Raw genomic sequence first — 24,320 nt, 5'->3', positions numbered from 1 at the left:
GGCGTGGTTTTTCACTTGGAGCCTATTTGAAAATGGTGAACACGTCCCAGCGCCGGGCCTGTTCCCAATCTTCAGCAAGCCATAGTATATCACAAATTGGGGGCCGTGTCAGCCGCCTCCACCGGATCATCGGGGAATGTTCAGCAAATCCGCCCTGCCGGTGCCGATGGGGAAGGCACGGCTCAGGCCCTGGCCTCCTGCGCGGTCCGCTCCAGATACTCGTCATAGGTCATCTGCCGGTCGATGAGCTTGCCGTCAGGGGTAAAGTCGAAGATGCGGTTGGCCACAGTCTGGACCATCTGATGGTCGTGAGAGGAGAAGAGGACGTTGCACTTCACCGCCTCCAGGCCGTTGTTCACGGCGGCGATGGACTCCAGATCCAGGTGGTTGGTGGGCTGATCCAGCAGCAGCACATTGGCGCCGGAGAGCATCATCCGGGAGAGCATGCACCGCACCTTCTCGCCGCCGGAGAGGACCTTCACGGGCTTGTACACCTCGTCGCCCGAAAAGAGCATCCGGCCCAGGAAGCCCCGGAGATAGGCCTCGTGGGGGTCGGAGGAGAACTGGCGGAGCCACTCCACCAGGTTGTCGTCGCAGTCCTTGAAGAACTCGGTGTTGTCCTTGGGGAAATAGGACCAAGTGGCGGTCTGTCCCCACTTGACCGTGCCCTCGTCGGGCTCCCACTCGCCGGTGAGGATCTTGAAGAGGGCGGTCTGGGCGTTCTCGTTCTCGCCCACAAAGGCGATTTTGTCCCCGTGGTTCACCGTAAAGCTCACCTTGTCCAGCAGCTTCACGCCGTCCACCGTTTTGGAGACCTCGGTGACGAAGAGGATGTCCTTGCCCACCTCCCGGTCGGGGCTGAAGGCCACCCAAGGATAGCGGCGGGAGGAGGCGGGGATCTCCTCCAGCGTGATCTTCTCCAGCAGCTTCCGGCGGGCGGTGGCCTGCTTGCTCTTGGACTTGTTGGCGGAGAAGCGGGAGATGAACTCCTTGAGCTCCTGGGCCTTCTCCTCGTTCTTTTTGTTCTGGTTCTTCATCAGATTCTGCATGAGCTGGGAGGCGTCGTACCAGAAGTCGTAGTTGCCCACATACATCTTGATCTTGTTGTAGTCGATGTCCACGATATGGGTGCAGATGGTATTGAGGAAGTGCCGGTCATGGCTCACCACGATAACGGTGCCCTCAAAGTCCAGCAGGAAGTCCTCCAGCCAGTTGATGGCGTTGATGTCCAGGTTGTTGGTGGGCTCGTCCAGCAGGAGGATGTCGGGGTTCCCGAACAGGGCCTGGGCCAGCAGGACCTTCACCTTCAGGCGGCCGTCCACGTTCTCCATGACATCGTAGTGCATGGACACGGGCAGCCCCAGGCCCTGGAGGATGCGTGAGGCGTCGGACTCAGACTCCCAGCCGCCCAGCTCGGCGTACTCCTCCTCCAGCTCGCAGGCGCGGATGCCGTCCTCCTCCGTCATCTCCTCCTTGGCGTAGAGGGCCTCCTTCTCCCTGCCGATGTCATAAAGGCGCTGGTTGCCCATGATGACCGTATCCATGACGGTATAGGCGTTGTAGGCGTTCTGATCCTGCCGAAGGACGGACATGCGGGTCTTGGGCAGGATGGACACCTCGCCGGAGGAAGGCTCCAGCTCACCGGAGAGGATCTTCAAAAAGGTGGACTTGCCTGCGCCGTTGGCGCCGATGATGCCGTAGCAGTTCCCCTTGATGAACTGCAGATCCACATGGGAGAAAAGGGGCTGGCCGCTGTACTGAAGGCTCAGGTCGGAAACTGTGATCATGTCGTGCTCCTTTATATCAAAGTAATCATGTATGACAAACAAATGCCCAAATAGTATATCACAAAATTTGGACAAAACAAGGCTTAATGTATGCCGCGCACGGCTTTTGGGGCAAAGAAAAAATTTTTTCTCCGCCCCTATTGACATTTGACGCGGCCTGCATATAATAATACATATGAACAATAACTCATATGTTTGTTTTTGAGGTGAGCTTATGGCGGAACAGAAGGAGCTGGAGCAGTGCGCGGACTTCCACATCCATGAGGAGATCGTGGAAAAGGTGGACGCGGATATGCCCGACGAGGAGATCCTCTACGATCTGGCGGAGCTCTTCAAGATCTTTGGAGATTCCACCCGCATCAAGATCCTGTACGTCCTCTTTGAGTCCGAGATGTGCGTGTGCGACATCGCCCAGCTCCTGGGCATGACGCAGTCGGCCATCTCCCATCAGCTCCGGGCGCTGAAGCAGTCGAAGCTGGTGAAGTACCGCCGGGAGGGCAAGCAGGTCTATTACGCCCTGGCCGACGGCCACGTGCGGACCATTCTGGACCAGGGTATCGAGCACATCAGCGAGTAAGACGCATGAAGCGTCCCCTAAGGATACTACCCCATGTAATTGGTTATTGATAAGGAGGAGAAGTTTGTCATGAAAAAGAAATTCAAGCTGGTCGATCTGGACTGTGCCAACTGTGCTGCTAAGATGGAGGGCGCCATCAAGAAGATCGACGGCGTCAACGACGCCACTGTGAGTTTTTTAACGCAGAAGCTCACGCTGGATGCGGAGGACGCACGGTTCGAGGCCGTGCTGGATGAAGTGGTCCGGGTGTGCAAAAAGGTGGAGCCCGACTGTCAGATCGTCCGGTAAACCCGCAGGCGGGCGGGCGCCGGGTCCTTCCCCCGCCTGAAACCCGCAGGACCTGGACACGGACGCCCAGGTCCCGCTTTTGGAGGCTGTTATCATGAGCAAGAAGCAGAAGCAAACCCTCTGGCGCATTCTGGCCAGCGCCGTGCTGCTGGCAGCGGCGGTCCTCCTTCCGTTGGAGGGCTGGTTCCGGCTGTGCGCCTTTTTGGTCCCCTATGCCGTCATCGGCTGGGACGTCTTGTGGCGGGCGGCGCGGAACATCTCCCATGGTCAGGTCTTTGATGAAAACTTTCTGATGGCGCTGGCCACTCTGGGTGCGTTCTGCATCGGCGAGTACCCCGAGGCCGTGTTCGTCATGCTCTTCTATCAGGTGGGCGAGCTCTTCCAGTCCTACGCCGTGGGCAAGTCCCGGCAGTCCATCACCGCCCTGATGGATATCCGGCCCGACTATGCCAATATAGAGCGGGGCGGCGAGCTGGTGCAGGTGGACCCTGACGAGGTGTCGGTGGGGGACACCATCGTCATCAAGGCAGGGGAGCGGGTGCCCCTGGACGGCGTGGTGCTGGAGGGCAAGTCCACACTGGACACCGCCGCCCTCACCGGTGAATCCCTCCCCCGGGAGGCCGAGCCGGGGGACGACGTGATCTCCGGCTGCGTCAATCTCTCCGGCCTCCTGAAGGTCCGTGTGACCAAAGCCTTTGAGGAGTCCACCGTGGCCAAGATCCTGGACCTGGTGGAAAACTCCAGCAGCAAAAAAGCCCGGGCCGAGAACTTCATCACCAAGTTCGCCCGCTACTATACCCCTGTGGTGGTCATTGCCGCCGTCCTGCTGGCCGTGGTCCCGCCCCTTCTGGGACTGATGCACTGGACGGAGAGCCTCAACCGAGCCCTTATCTTCCTGGTCATCTCCTGCCCCTGCGCCCTGGTCATCTCGGTGCCGCTCTCCTTCTTCGGCGGCATCGGCGGCGCCTCCCGGGCGGGCATTCTGGTCAAGGGCGGCAACTATCTGGAGGTGCTCGCCGACACGGAGATCGTGGTCTTTGACAAGACGGGCACGCTTACCAAGGGCGTATTCAATGTCACCGCCATCCACCCCGGTGAATGCTCGGAGGAACGGCTGCTGGAGCTGGCCGCCCTAGCGGAGAGCTATTCCGACCACCCCATCTCCAGATCCCTGCGGGAGGCCTACGGCAGGGAAATCGACGCGGGCCGGGTCACGGACGTGGAGGAGATCGCGGGCCATGGCGTGAGGGCCGAGGTGGACGGGATCCCGGTGGCCGTGGGCAATGACAAGCTCATGGAGCGCGTGGGCGTGGAATGGCACCCCTGCCACCGGGTCGGCACCACGGTCCACGTGGCGTCGGAGGGCCGGTATCTGGGACACATCGTCATCTCCGACGAGGTGAAGGAAGACGCCGTCCAGGCCATCTCCGCCCTCAAGGCCATGGGTGTCCGCAAGACTGTCATGCTCACCGGAGACACCAGGGCGGTGGGCGAGGATGTGGCCGCCCGGCTGGGCCTGGATGAGGTCCACACCCAGCTCCTGCCCGCCGGCAAGGTAGAGCGTGTGGAGGCCCTGCTGAAGGAAAAGACCGGCAGGGGAAAGCTGGCCTTCGTAGGCGACGGCATTAACGACGCTCCCGTGCTCAGCAGGGCGGACCTGGGCATCGCCATGGGCGGCCTGGGCTCCGACGCCGCCATCGAGGCCGCCGATATCGTGCTCATGGACGACAAGCCCTCCAAAATCGCCGCCGCCATCCGCATCTCCAAGCAGACGCTGCGCATTGTCCGTCAAAACATCGTGTTCGCCCTGGGGGTGAAGCTGCTGGTGCTGGCCCTGGGCGCCCTGGGCATGGCCAACATGTGGGAGGCCGTCTTTGCCGACGTGGGGGTGTCCGTCATCGCCATTCTCAACGCCATGCGCGCCCTTCGGGCAGGCGACCGCTAGGGTCTGTTTACACAGTTCCGTTCCGCCCCGCCCGCCCCTCGTCTTTTGCAGCAGCCCCGCCGGAATCCGGCGGGGCTATTTTTACAAGTTATCCGTCATTTGAAATATTTATTGCAAATATGCTTGCAAATGTTGGAACACATGCTATAATAAATCTCGAAAATGAAACTATAATTTCATGGAGGGGTTTTTATGGCGGCGGTCAAGACGGTCTATCGTTCCGAGCACGACTCCATTGGAGAGCGGTCTGTGCCCAAGGACGTGTATTACGGCGTACAGTCCCTGCGGGCGGCGGAAAACTTTCACATCACGGGGCTGACCATGCACCCGGAGATCATCAACTCCATTGCCGAGATCAAAAAGGCATCGGCTATCACTAACTATGAGATCGGCCTGCTGGACAAACGGGTGGCGGACGCCATCGTCCGCGCCTGTGACGAGATTGCGGCGGGCAAGCTCCACGAGGCCTTCATCGTGGATCCCATCCAGGGGGGCGCGGGCACCAGTCTCAACATGAACGCCAACGAGGTCATCGCCAACCGGGCCATCGAGCTGCTGGGAGGGGAAAAGGGGGACTACGCCCTGGTGAATCCCAATGATCATGTGAACTATGGGCAGTCCACCAACGATGTTTTTCCCTCTGCGGGAAAGATGGCAGTGCTCAAGCTCCTCATCCGTGCTCAGATCCAGTTGGAGCGGCTGTATGCCGCCCTCACCCAGAAGGCGGAGGAGTTCGACGGGGTGATCAAGATGGGACGCACCCAGATGCAGGACGCGGTCCCCATCCGTCTGGGGCAGGAATTCCGCGCCTACAGTGAGGCCATCCGCCGGGACATCGTCCGCCTGGAGCGGGCGCAGGATGAGATGCGCTGCCTCAATATGGGCGGCACCGCCATCGGCACCGGCATCAACGCCGACGAACAGTACCTCCGCCGCATCGTGCCCAATCTCTCCAAGGTCACGGGCCTGCGGCTCATCCAGGCCTTTGACCTCATTGACGCCACCCAGAATCTGGACGAATTTGTGGCTGTCTCCGGCGCGGTAAAGACCTGTGCGGTCAATCTCTCCAAGATGTGCAACGACCTCAGGCTGCTCTCCTCGGGCCCCCGCTGCGGCTTCAATGAGATCAACCTGCCGCCCCGCCAGAACGGCTCCTCCATCATGCCGGGCAAGGTAAACCCGGTGATCCCGGAGGTGGTCAATCAGGTGGCCTTCCATATCATTGGCGGAGACATGACCGTGACCATGGCGGCGGAGGCCGGACAGTTGGAGCTCAACGCCTTTGAGCCCATTATCTTTTATCATCTCATCCAGTCGGTGGAGACCCTGACCTACGCGGTACATACACTGGTGGACAACTGCATCGTGGGGATCACGGCCAACGCCGCGCGGTGCAAGGCCATGGTGGACAACAGCGTGGGCATCATCACGGCCCTGTGCCCCCATATCGGCTACGAGGCGGCGGCCGACCTGGCCAAACGGGCCATTGAGACCGGCGGCTCCGTGAAGGATCTCATCCTGGAGGAGGGCGTTCTGGATGAGGAGACCCTTGAAAAAATTTTGGACCCCTACTCCATGACCGAGCCGGGCATTTCCGCCAAAGAGCTGCTGGAGCGGTAGCAGCGATCCCACAGATCGCTCCCCTTGTACGAAGAAGCGGCCCGCCTCTTATCAGGCGGGCCGCTCTTATTCTCTTATTCTCCCCGCGGCGGTTTGGTCTATCCGGCCGGGAACTTACAGGGCTCTCACCACTGCGGCACAGCGGGGGCACAGCTCGGCGTGGTCGTGATCCTCGCCCACATGCCCGTTGTGGTTCCAGCAGCGGACGCACTTGGGGGCGTCGGACAGGGTCACAGCGATGGTGGCGGGCACCAGGCAGTCCTCCGCCGTCTCTCCCTCGCCGTCGCCGGTGAGGACCTCCATCTTCGAGACGATGCACAGCGTGGCCAGATCCACGTCCTTCAGGAAGGCGGCGTCCTCCTCCGAAACCCAGAGCCGGATCTCAGCGTCCTGGTTCTTCTTGAGTACGCCGGCCTTGCGGGCGTTTTCCAGGGCTTTGTTCACGGCGTCGCGGAGAGAGATGAGCTTGTCCCAGCGCCCGGCGGCGGACTCGTCCAGCGCCAGGGCCGGCGAAGCGTCGGGCATGTCGTTGAGCAGGACGCTCTCGCCGTTGTCGGAGGCGGCGTGGGGCATGGCGGCCCAGATCTCGTCGGAGGTAAAGGCCAGGATGGGGGCGATGAGCCGGGTCATGCCGTCCAGAATGACATACAGGGCGGTCTGGGCGGAGCGGCGCTCCGGGGAGGAGGCCCCCTCGCAGTAGAGACGGTCCTTGATGACATCCAGGTACAGGTTGGACAGATCGATGACGCAGAAATTGTAAACCGCGCGGTAGACGGCATGGAACTCATACCGGTCATAGGCGGCGCGGACGGTCTTTACCAGCTCGTTGTAGCGGGAGAGGGCGTACCGATCCAGCGCCTGCATCTGGGCGTAGGGCACCTGATCCCTGTCCGGATCAAAGCCCGCCAGGTTGCCCAGCATATACCGGGCGGTATTGCGGATCTTGAGGTAGGCCTCGGAGAGCTGCTTCATGATGTCCTTGGAGATGCGCATATCCTGGGTGTAGTCGGCGGAGGCCACCCACAGCCGGAGCATGTCCGCGCCGTAGTCCTTGATGATCTCTTCGGGCGCCACGGCGTTGCCCAGGGACTTGTGCATGGCCCGGCCCTCGCCGTCCACGGTCCAGCCGTGGGTGATGATCTGCCGGTAGGGCGCCACGCCCTTGGCGGCGATGCTGGTGAGCATAGAGGATTGGAACCAGCCGCGGTACTGGTCGCCGCCCTCCAGATAGATGTCGGCGGGGAAGTGGAGATAGGGGCGCTCGTCCAGGACGGCGGCGTGGGTGGAGCCGGAGTCGAACCACACATCCATGATGTCGGTCTCCTTGGTAAAATGGGTGTGGCCGCACTTGGGACATTTGAATCCGTCGGGGAGCAGCTCTTCGGCCTCCCGGTCGAACCAGACGTTGGACCCGTGCGCCCGGAACAGCTCGGAGACGTGGTCGATGGTCTCAGGGGTGACGATATCCGCGCCGCAGGCATCGCAGTAGAAGATGGGGATGGGCACGCCCCAGACCCGCTGGCGGCTGATGCACCAGTCGTTGCGCTCGGTGATCATGGAGGTCATGCGGTCTTTGCCCCAGTCGGGCTTCCACTGGATGGCGTCGCAGGCCTTCACCGCCGCGTCCTTGATGGCGTCCACGGAGCAGAACCACTGCTCTGTGGCGCGGTAGATGATGGGGTGCTTGCAGCGCCAGCAGTGGGGGTAGGAGTGGGTAATCTTCTCGCTGGCAAGCAGCGCCCCGCAGGCGCCCAGATCCTCCACCACCATGTCGTTGCCCACGGCGTAGAACTGTCCGTTGTACCGCTCGTCGGTCATAACGCCCTTGGCGTTCACCGGCACGGGCACGCCGATGTGGGTGAGGCCCGCCTTGTCGTACTGCTGGCAGATCTGGAAGTCCTCCGCGCCGAAGCCGGGGGCGGTGTGCACGCAGCCGGTGCCGGCGTCCAGGGTGACGTGCTCACCGTTGAGGATCACGGAGTCCCGGTCGAAAAGCGGGTGAGCGGCGGTCATGAGCTCGAACGCGGCGCCCTTGAGGGTGGCCAGCACCTTGCAGGCGCCGAAATCGATGCCCGCAGCCTTGCATACGCCCTCGGCCAGGGCCTGGGCCAGGACATAGACTTCTCCGGAGGGAACCTCCAGCAGCACATAGTCCAGCTCGGCGTTGAGGCAGATGGCCATATTGCCCGGGATGGTCCAGGGCGTGGTGGTCCAGATGACGAAGAAGAGCTTGGAGAGGTCGCAGTATTGGGCCAGCATTCCCTTGTCGTCGCGGACAGGGAACTTCACGAAGATGGTGGTGCAGGGGTCGTCGGCATACTCGATCTCGGCCTCGGCCAGGGCGGTCTGGTCATGGGGGCACCAGTACACCGGCTTCATCCCCTTATAGATAAAGCCCTTTTTGGCCATCTCGCCAAACACCTTCACCTGCTTGGCTTCAAAATAGGGCTTCAGCGTGAGGTAGGGATCGTCCCACTCTCCCAGCACGCCCAGGCGCTTGAACTGCTCCCGCTGCTTGTCCACAAAATCGAGGGCGTACTCCTTGCACTTCTCCCGAAACTCGGAGGTGGTGAGCGCATCCCGCTTCACCTTTTTGTTTTTCAGGATGGCGGATTCGATGGGCAGGCCGTGGGTGTCCCAGCCGGGGACATAGGGGGAGCAGTAGCCCGTCATGTTTTTCTCTTTGACGATGATATCCTTGAGGATCTTGTTCAGCGCGGTACCGATGTGGATGTTTCCGTTGGCGTAGGGAGGCCCGTCGTGGAGGACGAAGAGGGGTTTCCCGTCGTTGCGGGCGACCATCTTGTGGTAGAGGTCCTTGTCATACATCGCCTGGAGCATCTCTGGCTCGCGCCTGGGGAGCCCCGCCCGCATGGGGAAATCGGTCTGGGGCAGGTTGACGGTCTTATTATAGTCCATGTCTTGCGTTCTCCTTTTCTCTTCTGTTCTGCTTCTCGGTATGGGGACGCGCACGAAAAAACGCCTTTGTCTCTCCAAAAAGAGACAAAGGCGTTGAAAGCCTCTGCGGTACCACTCTTCTTGCCGCGGACATGCCGCGGCCCCTCGCATGGCCGGTAACGGGGCCAACCGTAGCCGCCTACTCCTCCTTCAGCGGAACGCTCCAAGGTGATCTTCCCACCCCTTCTCCGTCCGCCTCTCACCCAAACGGCGGCTCTCTGTACGGTTACAGGGGCGCTACTCGTCCTTTTCCACGCGTTTTTCCTATTGCCAGTGCATTTTATCCGCTTCCGCCCTCTTTGTCAAGGGGGTTTACTTGATTTCGTAATCTTTCCCGAACTGAAGATGCTCCAAATCGATGTTCAGGCGCTTGGTGGGCTCCTCCGCGGAAGGCGCGCCCTCCGCCCGGTCGGCCGCCCGGCGCTCCGGGTTTACCTTCATCTTCCGCTCGGTCTCGCCATCCCGGTCCAGGAAGGTGGCGGTCAGTTCACCGTACAGACCGCCTGGCTTCTCCTCTGAGATCTCGGCGTCCAGCTCCTCCGTGGGCAACTCCTTGGTGTCCTCCAGGTCCTCCTGTTCTTCCTCCACGATGCGCTGCACCGAGGCCTCGATGTCCTGCACCGCGGTCACCACCGGATCGGGCGCCTTGGGCGCGGACGGCGTGAGCTGAGAGAGGCTGTTCATATAGTCCAGCTCATGCTGGTAGAGCTCCTTGAGCTTGGCCACATAGGCCGCGGTGGCGTTCTGGGCGGCGGTGAGGCGGAGCTGCTCCGCCTCCACCTCCTGGCGGAGGCCGCTCACCCGTTTCCGGGCCTCCTCCTCCGCGTGAGACACCAGGGAGGCCCGCTTTTCCTCGGCCTCCTTCACCATGTCGTCCGCCATCTTCTGGGCGGTGAGCAGTGTCTTACGCATGGCGTCCTCGGTGGAGCGGTATTCCTCCACCTTGTCCACCAGCACCTTCATCTTGCTCTTAAGCGCCGCATTTTCCTTATACAGGGTGGTATAGTCCTCGGTCAACTGATCCAAGAACTCGTCCACCATGGCCATATTGTAGCCGCCGAAACCGGCTTTTGCAAAGGCGTGCTCAGAGACCTCCTGAGGCGTCAGCATGGTAATCCCTCATTTCTCTATCTGTAAAAGGTGATCGGACAAGTGTGGCGGAGCGCAAACCGCTCTTTGCGCCTCCGCGCTTCGTTGTCGGAAGAAACTCCGCTCTGCCCCGCCGGTCTTGCGTCCGGCATCCGCTGCGCTCCGTTCTTCCTCCTCTCCCCACAAAGCCTTGCGGCTTTACGGGGCCCCTTTGGGCGGCCCTCTGTGTGCCTGTTCCCGTGCGCTCCGCGCTTCTCTCCTGTCACGCTGCGGCTCGCTCGCATTCGGGCAAATAAGCCTGCCGCTTCGCAAAAATGCCGTGCGCTCCGCGCACCTGTTTTTGCCTCCGCTCGGTCTTATTTGCCCTGCTCGCGGCCTCCGCGCTTCTTAGAAATACAATCCGTTGTTCTCCAGCTCGTCGATCAGGTCGCCCAGGATATCCACATTATAGGGCGTGATGATATAGGTGGAAATGGCAACCTTTTTGATCTTCCCCTCGTTGGCATAGGCCACGCCGGAGAGAAAGTCCAGCAGACGGCGGGCAATGTCCTTGTTGGTCTGCTCCAGATTGAGCACCACCGTGCGCTTCTCCCGCAGGTGGTCGGCGATCTCCGCCGCGTTCTCAAAGCGGTCGGGCTTTACCAGCACCACCTGAAGCTGGGTGGTGGTGTGGATGTTGACCACCTTGTTGCTGCGGCGGGGCTCAGGGTCCGCGGAATAGAGCGTGCCGGTGGACTCCCGGGCATCCCGGGCCTTCTCCTTGCGCTCCACACGGGAGACGGGGGGCTCGAAGTCGTCGAACTCCTCCTCGTCTTCCTCATCCTCATAGGGGCGGGCCAGCCGCTTGATCTCGTCAATGAATCCCATATGATGTACATCCTTTCGTGTCGTAAGGGCTCACTCGGGACGGTGCAGAGGCGGGCGGGGCCCGAACAAGGCGGTGCCCACCCGCACCAGGGTGGCCCCCTCCCGGACCGCGTCCTCGTAGTCGCCGCTCATACCCATGGACAGGCAATTGATATCGGACTTATTATCCTCTATTTTGTTTCTTATGTCAACAAAAAGCTGGTGTGTCTCCTGAAAAAAGGGTCTGTTCCCGCCGGGACCCTCCGCGACAGGGGGGATGCACATCAGTCCCCGCAGCCGGACATGCTCCGCCTGGAGGGCCAGCCGGGCCAGGGCCGGGATATCCTCGGGCATACAGCCCCCCTTGCTCTCCTCTCGGCCGATGTTCACCTCCAGGAGGATATCCTGGACGATGCCCAGCTTCTCGGCCTGCCTGTCCACCGCCTCCAGCAGGCGCGGGGAGTCCACCGACTCGATGAGGTCCACCCGGCCCACCACATACTTTACCTTGTTGGTCTGGAGGTGCCCGATGAAATGGACCCGGGCCCCGTCGTAGGCGTAATCGTCCAGGTGCCCGGTGAGCTCCTGCACCCGGTTCTCCCCGCAGACCGTCACCCCGGCGGCAATGGCCGCCCGGATGGTGTCCGATGTCTGGACCTTGGTGGCTGCCACCAGCGTGACCTCCGCCGGATCGCGGCCCGCCTCCCGGGCCGCCCGGACGATCGCTTCCTTTACCTTCGCAATGTTTTCCGCCAACGGCGACATAAGGATCCCTCCATTCTCTATCTGGGGGCAAGGATGACCTTGCCGTCGTAGATCTCTTCCGAGGAGACGATCACCTCGTCCCCGGCCCGGAAGGCCTTTTTGATCTGAAGCTCGGTGGGGTTGTCCGGCAGAGAGGCCCGGACGAGATAAAAGTCCCCGTCGTCCGCCAGGATCTCCACCTGCTTGAATTCCGACTGGGCGCCGGTGAGGACATAGACTCCGATGACCCGGGTGGTGACCTCGGCCTGTGTCTCCGGGTCGGTGGAGGTCACCAGTCCGTCCCGCACCGCCTTTTTGGGCACGCGGATGCCGGTGGTGCTGCTGAATATGATGTCCACCGTCTGTTTCCGCAAAAGGCTGGTATCCGCCAGGCTCCGGCTGGACGAGAGCACCACCGGGCACTTTCCGTCCTCCTCCTCGCCCACCCGCTCTATGGTCATGCTCACCTCGCCGGACCAATCCCGGGAAAAGCGCACCTTCACGGAGCGCCCTTCCACCAGCCGCTCCGCCGTCTTTACGGGCAGGGCGGCGGTGAAGTACCAGGTGGAGCTGGTGATGAGCTTTCCCACCGCGCCCTCCGGTGCCTCCGGTTTCCGGACCAGCAGCGCGGTCAGATCGGAGACGGTGAGGGTGGAGAGCATATCCGGCGTGAGCAGGGCCTCGTACCCGTCCGCCACGGCGGAAAAGCTGCCGGACTTGTCCACCCGGATGGGGGTGGTGTCCTGTCCCGCCGCGGCCTGAAGCGCCGCGTGCTGGGCGTCGATCTCCTCCACCTTGGGCTGGATGTCCGCCGCGCCGCCGGCGGAGGAGGCCCCCCGCCGGATGACCAGGCTCTTGAAGGAGAGGACCTGGTCCTCCAGGCCGGTGAGATCCCCATAGGCGGCGGAGGTCTTGAGCCCTACCATCGCGTCCACGATGCTCTGGTCCAGCCGGGCGTTGTCCCAGCCCGTGTCCCCCCGCTGGAGGGAGTAGATGAGCTGTTCCCGCTCCAGCTCCAGGGTCCGCAGCTCCCGCTTGCGCTCCAAGGCCGCCTCGTCCCGATAGAGATAGGCGACCGTTCCCCCCGCGTTCACCTTTTCCCCCTGGTCGGGGATCACATCCACGATGGCCGCCGCCTGCCCGGAGAGAATGACCTCCTCCTGCCGCACCAGGAGCCCGGTGGCCTCCACGGCGTCGTCCACCGTGTAGGCGTAGGTGGCCATGGTGTACTCGCTCTGGTGAAAGCTCTGCCAGGCGGCCACCGCGAAATAAGCGCACACCGCGGCAAAGAGCAGCAGCATGACGGCGCGGGTGAGAACGGTGCCTTGCTTCATACGTAGAAAACCCTCTTATCGATCTCCGCAGGTCCTCAGTCCACCGCCGCCTCCAGTTCCAGGGCCCGCTCGGGCACGATGGTGGAGATGGCGTGCTTGTAGATGACCTGCTGCTTGTTGTCGGTCATGAGCACCACCACAAAGGGGTCGAATCCGGCGATGACCCCCCGGAGTTGGTAGCCGTTCATCAAAAAGACCGTTACGTTCAGCTTGCCCCGGCGGGCGCGGGTGAGAAAGTTGTCCTGGAGATTGATCTTGTTCTGCATAGTCTATGTACACTCCTCTATCTATTGGAATGCACCTATGATAATCCAAGATCTTCCAGAAATGCTGTCGCTTTCTGTCGCGCCGCTGCAAGGTCGGGCGATTTTTCCCAAAAGATCCAGTTCGTATCCCGGTTCCGCCGGAACCAGGTGCGCTGGCGCTTGGCGTACTGCCGGGAGCGGAGCTTCACCGCCGCCACCGCGTCGGACAGGGGCTCCTCCCCCCGAAGGGCGGCGGCAAACTCCTTATAGCCGATGGCCTGCATGGCGGTACAGCCCTCCGGCACACCGGCGGAGAGCAGCCTGCGGACCTCCCCCTCCAGCCCCCGGTCCATCATCTCGTCCACCCGGGCGTCGATGCGCACCCACAGGTCGGGGCGCTGGGCGAAGTCCAGGCCGATCCGCAGGGCGCGGTACCTGGAGGGAAGCTGGGCGGTCCGGCGGTCGTGGTCGGTGATGGTCTCCCCGGTCTCGTACCAGACCTCCAGAGCCCGGAGGATGCGCTTTTCATCGCTGAGGGGGAGCCGCTCCGCCCGCTGGGGGTCCACCCGCCGCAGCTCCTCATAGAGGGCAGGCAGGCCCTCCTCCCGTGCCCTGGCCTGGAGACGCTCCCGCCACCGGCCCGTAAAGGAGGCAAATTCCCGTCCGGCCACCAGGTTGTCGATGTAGAGTCCGGTGCCCCCGGCCACAATGGGCAGCCGCCCCCGGGAGAGGATGTCGTCCACACAGGCGGAGGCCGCCCGGACATACCGGGCCACGGAGTAGTCCTCCGCCGGGTCCGCCACGTCCAGCATGTGGTGGGGCACCCCCCGCATCTCCTCCGGGGTGGGCTTGGCGGTGCCGATGTCCATACCGCGGTAGATCTGCATGGAGTCGGCGGAGACCACCTCGCCTCCCAGCAGCAGGGCCAGCTCCACCGCCAGGGCGGTCTTGCCCGAGGCGGTCGGGCCGCAGATGACAAGGATGTTCGGGGCCACTCCCATCTCCTCCTATGGTTCTTTTCTCCCGTGGGGCGCCGGGTCGTCGGTCAGGCCCAGCAGATAGTCTGCCGAGACATGATAGTGCTGGCAAATGATTGTAAGCTTTTCCAGCGTCGTCATGGTCTTCCCATTGTCCATATCGCTGATTTGGGTCACAGTCACCCCCAAGACCTGCGCGATGGCCGTCTGCGCTTCTCCTTTTGCCTTCCGAAGCCGGCGAAATCGTTCCCCAAACATTTTTTTTGTGAACATGCCGGCCCTCCTTGACATATTAGTTATTTTCTAATATACTTAATTTAGAAAATAACTAAGGAGTGTTTGCTGTGGATCATGCCTTGCTGGAGCTGCTGTGGAACAGTATAACAGACTCCCCCTGGGAGGAAAACCTGGAGGAGCTGGATCACCTTACCCGATCCCTGGACCGGCGGCTCCAGGAGGGGATGGGGGAGGAATTCGCGGAGAAGGTCCGGAACGCCGCCGAAGAGCTCTCCGAACTGCGCTGCCGCGCCGCCTTCCGGCAGGGCATGCAGACGGCGGGCCGGCTCTTCCGGATCATGCTCGCTTGAAGAGCTTCTCCAACTGGTTCCGGGTGAGCTCAACGGCCACGGGGCGGCCGTGGGGGCAGTACTTGACGGCGCCGCTCATCACCGCCTCGGCCACCCGCCGCAGCTCCTCGGGGCCGTTTTTCTGTCCCCCTTTGATGGCCGCCTTGCAGGACATGGTGGCCATCAGGGCGTCCCGGGCCCCGTCGGGGTCGGCCCGCCCCCCCTCGGCCAGGGTACCGGCCAGCTCCAGGAGGGTGGCCTCCACGTCTCCGGCGTCCACATAGTCCGGGCACTGGCGGACCAGAACGGCGCCGCCGCCGAAATCCTCGCACTCAAACCCAAAGGCGGATAGGACATCCAGGTTTTGGAGGAGCGCCGCCCCCTCCTCGGGGGCGGGAGTGAACACCACAGGGGTGAGGAGCCGCTGGACCATGGGGGTATAGCCCGCCGCCTTCAGCCGATCAAAGTTCATCCGCTCATGGGCGGCGTGCTTGTCGATGAAGTAGGCCTTCTCCCCCTGTTCCACCAGGATATAGGTGTGAAAGAGTTCTCCCCGCACCGCCCAGGTGTCGGTCTCCGGCGCCGGCGCCCGCTGCGGCCCGGGGGCGGGCGCCGGTCTCTCCGGTGCGGGGGAGGGGCCGGCCGGCCGGGGTGCGGCCCCCGCCGGGGAGGACGGGGCGGGCGGCTTCCCGCACTCTGCCGGCGCGGCCGCGGCGCCCTTGTCCGCCGTCTCGGGGACCGGCCGGGACTCGAACCGGGGCCGGGCAAAATCGTGGAGGGGCAGCCCGCCGGTGGGCTCCAGAGGACCGGCGGCGTAAGCAGCGGGCCGGGCGGCGGGGGGCGGAGAGGCGGGCCGGACCGGGCGGACCGGGTCCGCGCGGACGGCGGAAAAGGCGGTCTGATTGGGGGTCACGGTATCATGGGCCCGGGGCCGGGCAGCGGGGATCACCGCCTGCGGGCGGCGGACCTCCCCCTCCAGGGCGCCCCTTACCGCGTGATACACCGCGTCAAAGGCCCGTTTTTCACTGACGAACTTCACCTCGGTCTTGGCGGGGTGGACGTTCACATCCACGCCGTTGAGCCGGGTGTGCACGTGGAGGACGCAGCCGGGAAACTTCCCTACCATGTGCTGGTTGCGGTAGGCCTCCTCCAGGGCGGCCATCAGCGTGCGGGATTTGATGAAGCGCCCGTTGACAAAAAAATACTGACAGCTCCGGGAGCCCCGGCAGCAGGCCGGGAGGGAGGCGAAGCCCTCCACAGTGACGCCATCCTCCCCGGAGCCCTTTACCTCCGTAAAGCCCAGCGCCAGGTCCCGTCCCAGGACCGCGTAAACGGCAGAGCGGAGCTGTCCGTCCCCGGGGGTGAGCAGCTCCTGTTTCCCATCCCGGAGGAAACGCATGGACACCTCGGGGTGGGCCAGCGCCTCCCGCTGGACGGCGGCGAAAACGGCGGCCCCCTCGGCGGCGTCCTTTTTCATATAGTTGAGGCGGGCTGGCGTATTGTAAAAGAGGTCCCGCACCACCTTGGTGGTGGCCTTGGGACAGCCGGCCTCCTCCCGGCCCGGAACCGCGCCTCCCTCCAGCGTGAGGGAGACGCCGAAATCCCGCTCCGCCGTCCGGGTGAGCACCTCCACCCGGGCCACGGCGGCGATGGCGGCCAGAGCCTCTCCCCGGAATCCCAGGGTGCCGATGGCCTCCAGGTCGTACTCCGTGCGGATCTTGCTGGTGGCGTGGCGGAGGAAGGCCGTCTCCACGTCGCCGGGTTCCATGCCGCAGCCGTCGTCGGTGATACGGATATAGGTCATGCCGCCGTGCTGGATCTCCACCGTGAGGGCGGACGCTCCGGCGTCGATGGCGTTTTCCACCAGCTCCTTTACCACGGAGGCGGGACGTTCCACCACCTCGCCGGCGGCAATGAGGTCGGCAACGTGGGATTCCAATACCTGAATGCGGGGCACTGTGCCACCACCTTTCTTAGGGCTTTTCTGAAACAGGCGAGCCCGTCCTGCGCTGCATGTGCAGTGGACCTCAGCCCACCGCCAGGAAGAGGGAAGCGCCGTTGACGGCCATATGGAGGGCCACCGCCGACCAGATGGAGCCCCCGTGGTCGTAGCACCAGGAGAGGGCCAGACTCATGGGCAGGTACTGGACGGCCAGCAGCAGATACCGGAGGTCCGCCCCCTCCGGCTGAAACACGAAGGAGGCCACGCAGAAGAGAGCATAGCCCAGGGTGGAGACCGCAAAGGCCATGGGGCGGCTGTAGCGCCGCAGGCCGCCGAAGAGGAGCCCCCGGAACAGCACCTCCTCGATGAGGGGCATCAGGACCACCAGGATCAGGACGGTGGCCTGGGGCGCCGCGGCAAACTGCTCGGGGTAGAGGAGCGCATTGGGGTTCTCCACCGGATAGGGCAGGCGCATCGCCAGGAAGTGGAGCGCCCCGGCCCCCACAAGCCCCGCCGCGAAGGCGAACAGGTTTTCCGGCAGCCAGTCCAGGAGGATATCGAAGCTGTGCCGGAGAAAGCCCCAAAAGAGGAACACCGTGGCGCAGAGCAGAAGGAAATAATAGATGAGGCTGAACTCAGGGGCCTGGAGGAAAAACTCAAACCGCTGGCTGAGCATCCGCTGGATCTGCCCCATGAGCACGGGGAACACCACCAGATAGAGGGCGAAGAACACCCATCCCCGCCGAAATTCAGAGGGGGAGAACTGGGGCCGCCATTGGCGCCGGCTTGACATGGGCAGGGCTCCTTTCTCAGACAGGGTTTACAGCTTCTTTTTCAGCTCGTACAGCAGATTCATCGCCTCGATGGGGGTCAGCGTGTCGATATCCACCTGCCGCAGGCGGTCCGCCACCTCGGAGGCCCCCATATCCAGAAAGGACACCTGGCCGCTGTCCGCCGCCGGGGCCGCGGGCGCCGGCGCAGGGCAGCCCTCGGCCTCCAGCTCGGAGAGGATGTCCCGGGCCCGGTCGATGACCCGGCTCGGCACTCCCGCCAGGCCCGCAACCTCGATGCCGTAGCTCTGGTCGGCGGGGCCGGGGACGATCTTGCGCAGGAAAATCACATCGTCCTTCCGCTTCTTGGCGGCCACATTGTAGTTCTTCACCCCGGGGATCTGTCCCTCCAGGCAGGTGAGCTCATGGTAGTGGGTGGCAAAGAGGGTCTTGCACCCCAGGCGGCGTTTGTCGGCGCAGTATTCCAGCACCGCGCGGGCGATGGACATGCCGTCGTAGGTGCTGGTGCCCCGGCCGATCTCGTCCAGGATCAGCAGGCTCTTGGCCGTGGCGTTGCGCAGCAGCTCGGCCACCTCGGTCATCTCCACCATGAACGTGGACTGCCCGGCGGCCAGATCGTCCGAGGCGCCCACCCGGGTGAATACCCGGTCCACAATGCCCACATGGGCGCTCCTGGCGGGGACGAAGGCGCCCATCTGGGCCATGAGGACGATGAGGGCGGTCTGCCGCATGTAGGTGGATTTGCCCGCCATGTTGGGGCCCGTAATGATGGCCACCAGGTTTTCCCCCGCGTCCATATGTACGTCGTTGGGAACGAAGAGGGCGTCTTTGAGGACCTTCTCCACCACCGGATGGCGGCCCTCCGTGATGTCCAGCTTGTCGGAGAGGTCCACCGTGGGCTTGCAGTAGCCGCCGGCGGCAGCCACGGTGGCGAAGGAGGTCAGCACGTCCACCTGGGCCACGGCGGCGGCGGTCTGCTGGATGCGGCTGACCTCTTTGGCCACCGTCTCCCGAAGGGCGCAGAAGAGCTCGTACTCCAGCGCCACGATCCGGTCCTGGGCGGAGAGGATGGTGTGCTCCATGTCCTTGAGCTCCTGGGTGATGAACCGCTCGCAGTTCACCAGGGTCTGCTTGCGGATATAGGTGTCGGGCACCAGGTCGTAATTGGCCTTGGAGACCTCGATGTAATACCCGAACACCTTGTTGTAGCCCACCTTCAGGTTCTTGATGCCGGTCTTTTCCCGCTCCGACTGTTCGATGGAGGCCACCATGGACTTGCCGTTGGTCATGATGTCCCGGAGGTAGTCCACGTCGCTATTGTAGCCCGCTTTGATGAAGCCGCCCTCCCGGACGGAGAAGGGCGGCTCCTCCACCAGCGCCCGGGCAATGTGCTCCCGCAGGTCCTGGAGGTCGTCGATGGACTCCCGCAGGACCGTGAGCAGGGAGGAGCGGAACGGAGCGAGGAGCGCCCGGAGCCGGGGCAGCTTCCCCAGGCCGCCGGAGAGGGCCACCAAGTCCCGGGCCCCTGCGGTGCCGTAAACGATGCGCCCGATGAGCCGCTCCAGGTCCGTCACCTCCCGGAGGCACTCGGCGATCTCCTGCCGGGCGATGGCGTCCCCCACCAGATCCTCCACGGCGTCCAGGCGCTTGTTCACCTGCACCGGGGAGAGGAGGGGCCGCTCCATCCAGGAGCGGATGAGCCGGTGCCCCATAGCGGTGCGGGTCTTGTCCAGCACCCAGAGGAGGGAGCCCTTCTTCTCCTTGCCGCGCATGGTCTCGGTGAGCTCCAGATTTCGCCGGGCGGTAAGGTCCAGCTCCATAAACTCCCCCCCGGTGTAGTACCGGAAGGCGGTGAGATGGGACAGGTCGGTCTTCTGGGTCTCATAGAGATAGATGAGCAGTCCTCCGCAGGCCCGGACCGCGGCCTCCGCCTCGCCGGGAAGGTCCTCCAGGCCGGTGCGGAACTGCTTTCGGGCCGTCTCCATGGCCCGGTCGGGGGCGAAATCCTCCTCCCGGCCCAGCTCACAGCGGCAGTCCAGCCGGAGGCGCAGGAATTCCCGCAGCTCCACATCCTCCCAGGCGGCCGTGTCCAGCACCGCCTCCCGGGGGGCGAAGCGCCCCAGCTCGTTGAAGAGGTGCTCCTGCCAGTCCCGCCCCGAAAAGGCGGTGGCGGACACCTCGCCGGTGGAGATGTCGCAGAAGCATGCCCCCGCGCCGGACCCGGTCCGGCAGACGGCGGCGATGAAGTTGTTCTTCCCCTCCTCCAGCATGGAGGCGTCGATCACGGTACCGGGGGTGACGATGCGGATGATATCCCGGTCCACCAGCCCCTTGGCCAGGGCAGGGTCCTCCATCTGCTCGCAGATAGCCACCTTGTACCCCTTGGCGATGAGCCGGGCCAGATAGGCCTCCGCCGAGTGGTAGGGCACGCCGCACATGGGGGTGCGCTCCTCGGCGGGCTTGTTCCGGTCCCGGGTGGTGAGGGTGAGGTCCAGCTCCTTGGACACCAGCTTGGCGTCCTCGTTGAACATCTCATAAAAGTCGCCCAGCCGGAACATCAGGATGCAGTCGGGGTGCTCCGCCTTCATCTGATTGTACTGCTTCATCATGGGGGTCAGCTCAGCCATGCTCTTTTTCTCCTTTTTCCGGATTTGCGCCGGGGCGGAGAGGCCGGCGGATCAGTCCGCCGGTTCCCCAAAGAGGGCCCAGGTAGAGGCCCCCGTGATCTTCAGCCGCACATAGCTGCCCAGCAGCGCGGGGTCGCCCGAGAAGTGGACCAGCCTGCCCCCCGCCGTCCGGGCATTGAGGTTGTGACGGGGGTCCTCGGACACCACGTCCACCAGGCAGCGCAGGGTCTTTCCCACATAGGCGGCCTGCTTTTCCGCCGAAATGGCGTTCTGGAGCTCCACCAGGCGCTGGAAATTGGCTGCCTTTTCCTCTCTGGAGAGCGGGTCGGGCAGCCGGGCGGCCGGTGTCCCCTCCCGGGGGGAGTAGATAAACGTAAAGAGGGCGTCGAAGCGCACCTCCTTCAGCACCTTCAGCGTGTCCTCAAATTCCTCCGTGGTCTCACCGGGGAAACCCACAATGATGTCAGAGGTGAGCACGATGTCCGGGATGCGCGCGCGCAGCGCCCGGATAAGGCCCAGATAGTGCTCCCGGGTGTAGCCCCGGTTCATGGCGCGGAGCACCCGGTCGTTTCCCGCCTGGAAGGGGAGGTGGAGATGGGGGGCCACCTTTTCGCATGCCGCCATGGCGTCGAAGAGCCGCTCCGAGGCGTCCTTTGGGTGGCTGGTCATGAACCGGATGAGGAAATCGCCGGGAACGGCGTTCACGTCCCGCAGGAGCCAGGCAAAGTCCACATCCTCAGGCAGGTCCTTGCCGTAGGAGTTCACATTCTGCCCCAGCAGGGTGATATCCTTGTATCCGGCCCGGGCCAGCTCCCTTACCTCGGACAGGATGTCCTCCGGGCGGCGGGAGCGCTCCCGGCCCCGGACATAGGGGACGATGCAGTAGGAACAGAAGTTATTGCACCCATACATGATGGAGGCCCAGGCCTTGACCGTCCCCTCCCGCCGGACGGGAAGTCCCTCGGCGATGGAGCCGGGCTCGTCGGGGGTCTCGAAGATGCGCCCTCTCCTCGTCTGGATGCGCCAGAGGAGCTCAGGAAAGCGCCAAAGGGCATGGGGCCCGAAGACCAGGTCCACATGGCGGAAGGACTGCCGGATCTTCTCCGCCACATGGGGCTCCTGCATCATGCAGCCGCATAGGCAGATGATCTGATTGGGATTCTTGCGCTTGGTGTGGGTGAGGGCCCCCACATTGCCCAGCACCCGCTGCTCGGCGTGCTCCCGGACGGCGCAGGTGTTGATGACGATTACGTCCGCCGCGGCCTCGTCCTGAGTAAAGCCGTACCCCATCTCGGTGAGGTACCCCCGGATGCGCTCGGAGTCGGCCTCGTTCTGCTGGCAGCCGTAGGTGTCCACAAAGGCCAGAGGCCGGGCCGGGAGGGGGGCGTTCATGGCCTTGATCTGGGCGCAGAAATCCTTCTGTCGGGCGATCTCCTCCCCGGAGATCCGTGTGGTGGTCTGATTCAAAGCGGCGCCTCCATTGGAAAACAATTTTTCAGATTATTTTATCATTTCCCCCGGGAAAACACAAGGGTGGAAAGCGCCTCCCCTTTTACCTTAAGTGTTGCTGGAATTAAACTCCGTCGATTTCACTAACCACAGTTTGAAAGTCAAATTTACCGTGTTATACTCAGAGAAACAAAGCAATCTTTGAGGAGATGTCCATAGTATGATAAAAATTGCATTTCTCCAACTGCTCCCATCTGAGTGCGTGGAAGAAAATATGGAAAAAGGTATTCATTATTGTAAAGAGGCTAGAAAACTGGGCGCCGATATTGCCTTGTTTCCAGAGATGTGGAGCTGTGGGTATCATATCCCTCACGATTTGAAAAAGTTGAACGAGCTGGCAATTCCGACCGACGGTGAATTTGTCACATGCTATGCGGAACTTGCAAAGGAGTTGGATATGGCGATTGGAATCACCTTTCTGGAAAGACGCAAGTCCAGGCCGCGAAATACAATCTGTCTTTATGACCATTATGGAAAATCTGTTTACAAGTATTCCAAAGTGCATATCTGCAATTTTGGAGAAGCGGATGATGAGAGTGTATTGTGTGCAGGGGATGAGTTTATTGTTGCCGAGTTGGATACGGCAAAGGGAAAACTCAAAGTGGGTTCCATGATATGCTATGACCGTGAATTTCCGGAAAGTGCCAGAATACTAATGCTCAAAGGGGCAGAGTTGGTGCTTGTGCCGAACGCCTGCCCGATGGAGATCAATCGCCTGTCACAACTCCGGGGACGCGCATATGAAAATATGTTTGCGATTGCAACCTGCAATTACCCAGCCCCACACCTGGATTGTAATGGTCATTCTACGTTGTTTGACGGTGTGGTATATCTGCCGAAACTATCAGGATCAAGAGATACCTGCATATTAGAGACGGATGAGTCAGAAGGACTGTTCCTTGCCGAGCTAGATATCGATATGTTAAGGGAATTTCAAAAACGGGAGCATCAGAATTTGGGAAACAGACGTCCGGAATTATATGGGATGCTTGCAAAAAGATAGGGTGATTGCTAACATTCACTCCCCCTGTATTTTATACATTCTGAACCGTCACTTTGACGAAGAATTTAGGAAGTAGAGCAGTAGCAACACGAAAGGTAAAAGGGCGAAGCGCCCGTCCCGTTTTGCGTCAGGCACCGTATCCCGTCCGGACCGACTCCGGCAAAAGTCCCGGTTGAGGAGGGTCCTGCGGCATGGTATAATAAACCCGACAAGCCGGGGGTCACAGGAGAGGAGACGCGCGTTATGAAAATGCCGGAAGAAAAGATCGATACCGCTATGTTCGCTCCCTGCGGAATGAATTGTATGGTTTGCTATCGGCACTGTTCCCACCCCAAGCCATGCGCCGGCTGTCTGAACAGCGATATGGGGAAGCCCGGGCACTGCCGAAAATGCGGGATAAAGGACTGCGTTGGACAAAAAGGGCTGCCGTACTGTTTTGCGTGTTCCGATTTTCCCTGTAAATTTATAAAAAATCTTGAAAAAAGCTACAACAAAAGATATCAGGCAAGCCTTATTGAAAACAGCAGGTTCGTACAGCGGCACGGGTTAGATATGTTTATGCAGATACAGAAAGAGACCTATACCTGTTCCAAATGCGGCGGCATTATTTCTGTTCACGACGGCGCGTGCAGCGAGTGCCGGGAAAAAGCGACATGATGTGCGCTCCATTGGCGCCTCCTCGTGCGGATGGCCGGCTGCAGCGCAAACGACAAGAAGGGAGGCGGGTTTCCGGTTGCGCCTTCCCGTCCCTTGTGCTACGATAGCCCTGGACCCCAAACATGATTTTGGAGGAGGAGACAAAATGAACCGGAAACTTGCGGCCGGCCTGACGGCCCTGGCGCTGCTCCTGGGACTAACGGGCTGCGCGCCCTCTCGGGAGAGCGCCGAACAGGCGGCGGACAACGCCCTGACGGCGGTGCAGAAGTGGGATGAAAAGACGGCGGGCGCCTACTTCGGCTCCGAAATTCTGCAGGGCGGAGAGGAAGCGCCGGAAGAGACGGCTTCCGCCGCTGACGACGCGATGGAGCAGATGATGCCCCGCTTCACCGAGGGGTTGTCCTGGACCTTCACCGATGTCAAGGAGGAGGGCGACAGCGCCGCCATAACGGCGGAGATCACCAACCGGGACCTGGGCGCACTGATCGCGGCCTTTCTCCAGGAGGCCTTCAGCCAGATGATGTCCACCATTTTCCTGCCCGAAGACCAGCAGCCCACCGAGGAGGAGCAGACCGCCGCCCTGGCGGATATCCTCTCCGGCCTTCTGGACAGCCAGGACATCCAGACGGTGACCAACACCGTGACTCTGGAGCTCACCTATGAGGAGGACCACTGGAAGATCGCCCCGTCGTTCGAGCTGGTAAACGCTATTTTCGGCGGCATGTACGGCTCTCTCCAGGACTTGGGGCAGGATCTGGGCTGAGCCCGTCCGGGCCGCGGTCCTGTGAAGCATCAGGGCCGGGCAGTTTGCCGGG

21 protein-coding genes and 1 other annotated feature are annotated in these 24,320 nt (G+C 62.3%); of the genes, 8 read left to right on the top strand and 13 right to left on the bottom strand.

The window, feature by feature from the left end; translation table 11 throughout:
- Positions 1-182: 182 nt before the first annotated feature.
- Entirely contained in the window at positions 183-1,787 is a 1,605-nt protein-coding gene (locus tag ABUA09_RS13690) for an ABC-F family ATP-binding cassette domain-containing protein (protein ID WP_033118784.1), read from the bottom strand.
- A gap of 214 nt (positions 1,788-2,001) precedes the next feature.
- Between ABUA09_RS13690 and ABUA09_RS13685 the strand changes: the two genes are divergently transcribed.
- The 4 genes from ABUA09_RS13685 (at position 2,002) to ABUA09_RS13670 (ending at position 6,217) form a co-directional block, all read left to right on the top strand.
- Positions 2,002-2,364, top strand: a complete 363-nt coding sequence (locus ABUA09_RS13685) for an ArsR/SmtB family transcription factor (protein ID WP_033118783.1) — start codon at positions 2,002-2,004, stop codon at positions 2,362-2,364.
- A gap of 69 nt (positions 2,365-2,433) precedes the next feature.
- Positions 2,434-2,652, top strand: coding sequence for a cation transporter (locus ABUA09_RS13680; protein ID WP_033118782.1), 219 nt, complete (start codon positions 2,434-2,436; stop codon positions 2,650-2,652).
- 94 nt (positions 2,653-2,746) lie between these two features.
- A complete protein-coding gene (locus ABUA09_RS13675; RefSeq protein WP_033118781.1) occupies positions 2,747-4,597 on the top strand; it encodes a heavy metal translocating P-type ATPase in 1,851 nt (616 codons plus the stop codon).
- Between the two features lie 192 nt (positions 4,598-4,789).
- A complete protein-coding gene (locus ABUA09_RS13670; RefSeq protein ID WP_033118780.1) occupies positions 4,790-6,217 on the top strand; it encodes an aspartate ammonia-lyase in 1,428 nt (475 codons plus the stop codon).
- Positions 6,218-6,331: 114 nt separating this feature from the next.
- Here the strand turns inward: ABUA09_RS13670 and ileS are convergent, their stop codons facing one another.
- From ileS to ABUA09_RS13630, 8 genes are all read right to left on the bottom strand, one after another.
- On the bottom strand, positions 6,332-9,136 hold the full coding sequence (gene ileS / locus ABUA09_RS13665; RefSeq protein ID WP_349949424.1) for an isoleucine--tRNA ligase: 2,805 nt from the start codon (positions 9,134-9,136) through the stop codon (positions 6,332-6,334).
- Between the two features lie 77 nt (positions 9,137-9,213).
- Positions 9,214-9,438 (bottom strand) — a binding site (T-box leader).
- 49 nt (positions 9,439-9,487) lie between these two features.
- Positions 9,488-10,285 (bottom strand): DivIVA domain-containing protein, encoded by a 798-nt coding sequence (locus ABUA09_RS13660; RefSeq protein ID WP_033118778.1) that lies wholly within the window; start codon positions 10,283-10,285, stop codon positions 9,488-9,490.
- Positions 10,286-10,651: 366 nt separating this feature from the next.
- Positions 10,652-11,131: a cell division protein SepF gene (locus tag ABUA09_RS13655; protein ID WP_058116819.1), complete on the bottom strand. Its 480-nt coding sequence runs from the start codon at positions 11,129-11,131 to the stop codon at positions 10,652-10,654.
- A gap of 30 nt (positions 11,132-11,161) precedes the next feature.
- Entirely contained in the window at positions 11,162-11,875 is a 714-nt protein-coding gene (locus tag ABUA09_RS13650; protein ID WP_033118776.1) for a YggS family pyridoxal phosphate-dependent enzyme, read from the bottom strand.
- A gap of 17 nt (positions 11,876-11,892) precedes the next feature.
- Positions 11,893-13,188: a biotin/lipoyl attachment domain-containing protein gene (locus ABUA09_RS13645; RefSeq protein ID WP_349949423.1), complete on the bottom strand. Its 1,296-nt coding sequence runs from the start codon at positions 13,186-13,188 to the stop codon at positions 11,893-11,895.
- A 35-nt stretch (positions 13,189-13,223) separates the two neighbouring features.
- Positions 13,224-13,454, bottom strand: coding sequence for an RNA chaperone Hfq (hfq, locus tag ABUA09_RS13640; protein ID WP_033118774.1), 231 nt, complete (start codon positions 13,452-13,454; stop codon positions 13,224-13,226).
- Positions 13,455-13,489: 35 nt separating this feature from the next.
- On the bottom strand, positions 13,490-14,434 hold the full coding sequence (miaA, locus tag ABUA09_RS13635; RefSeq protein WP_349949422.1) for a tRNA (adenosine(37)-N6)-dimethylallyltransferase MiaA: 945 nt from the start codon (positions 14,432-14,434) through the stop codon (positions 13,490-13,492).
- Positions 14,435-14,440: 6 nt separating this feature from the next.
- Positions 14,441-14,683 (bottom strand): helix-turn-helix domain-containing protein, encoded by a 243-nt coding sequence (locus tag ABUA09_RS13630; protein WP_349949421.1) that lies wholly within the window; start codon positions 14,681-14,683, stop codon positions 14,441-14,443.
- Positions 14,684-14,754: 71 nt separating this feature from the next.
- Here ABUA09_RS13630 and ABUA09_RS13625 point away from each other — a divergent pair, with 71 nt between their 5' ends.
- Positions 14,755-14,997, top strand: a complete 243-nt coding sequence (locus ABUA09_RS13625) for a hypothetical protein (protein WP_195973639.1) — start codon at positions 14,755-14,757, stop codon at positions 14,995-14,997.
- On the opposite strand, the gene mutL is transcribed toward ABUA09_RS13625, so the two are convergent.
- The 4 genes from mutL to miaB all read right to left on the bottom strand — a co-directional run bounded on the left by mutL (position 14,984) and on the right by miaB (position 21,803).
- Positions 14,984-16,933, bottom strand: coding sequence for a DNA mismatch repair endonuclease MutL (gene mutL / locus ABUA09_RS13620; RefSeq protein WP_349949420.1), 1,950 nt, complete (start codon positions 16,931-16,933; stop codon positions 14,984-14,986). The genes ABUA09_RS13625 and mutL overlap by 14 nt on opposite strands.
- A gap of 70 nt (positions 16,934-17,003) precedes the next feature.
- The gene (locus ABUA09_RS13615) at positions 17,004-17,711 is read right to left on the bottom strand and encodes a CPBP family intramembrane glutamic endopeptidase (RefSeq protein WP_349949419.1); all 708 of its coding nucleotides are present in this window, start codon (positions 17,709-17,711) and stop codon (positions 17,004-17,006) included.
- 27 nt (positions 17,712-17,738) lie between these two features.
- Positions 17,739-20,336 (bottom strand): DNA mismatch repair protein MutS, encoded by a 2,598-nt coding sequence (mutS, locus tag ABUA09_RS13610; RefSeq protein WP_349949418.1) that lies wholly within the window; start codon positions 20,334-20,336, stop codon positions 17,739-17,741.
- Positions 20,337-20,387: 51 nt separating this feature from the next.
- Positions 20,388-21,803, bottom strand: coding sequence for a tRNA (N6-isopentenyl adenosine(37)-C2)-methylthiotransferase MiaB (miaB, locus tag ABUA09_RS13605; protein WP_349949417.1), 1,416 nt, complete (start codon positions 21,801-21,803; stop codon positions 20,388-20,390).
- 202 nt (positions 21,804-22,005) lie between these two features.
- On the opposite strand from miaB, the gene ABUA09_RS13600 reads away from it, so the two are divergent.
- From ABUA09_RS13600 to ABUA09_RS13590, 3 genes are all read left to right on the top strand, one after another.
- Positions 22,006-22,848 carry a carbon-nitrogen hydrolase family protein gene (locus tag ABUA09_RS13600; protein ID WP_052082897.1) on the top strand — a complete coding sequence of 281 codons (843 nt, stop codon included), beginning with the start codon at positions 22,006-22,008 and terminating at the stop codon, positions 22,846-22,848.
- A 243-nt stretch (positions 22,849-23,091) separates the two neighbouring features.
- A complete protein-coding gene (locus ABUA09_RS13595) occupies positions 23,092-23,505 on the top strand; it encodes a DUF3795 domain-containing protein (RefSeq protein ID WP_195608077.1) in 414 nt (137 codons plus the stop codon).
- Between the two features lie 145 nt (positions 23,506-23,650).
- Positions 23,651-24,268 (top strand): hypothetical protein, encoded by a 618-nt coding sequence (locus ABUA09_RS13590; RefSeq protein ID WP_033119174.1) that lies wholly within the window; start codon positions 23,651-23,653, stop codon positions 24,266-24,268.
- Positions 24,269-24,320: the final 52 nt, after the last annotated feature.

Source organism: Intestinimonas sp. RTP31139st1_F5_RTP31139_211217 (assembly GCF_040226735.1).
In the GTDB taxonomy this organism is placed as follows: Bacteria; Bacillota; Clostridia; order Oscillospirales; family Oscillospiraceae; genus Intestinimonas; species Intestinimonas butyriciproducens.
Note: the sequence above shows the minus strand (reverse complement) of the source record. Positions and strands in the feature narration are given on the sequence as shown.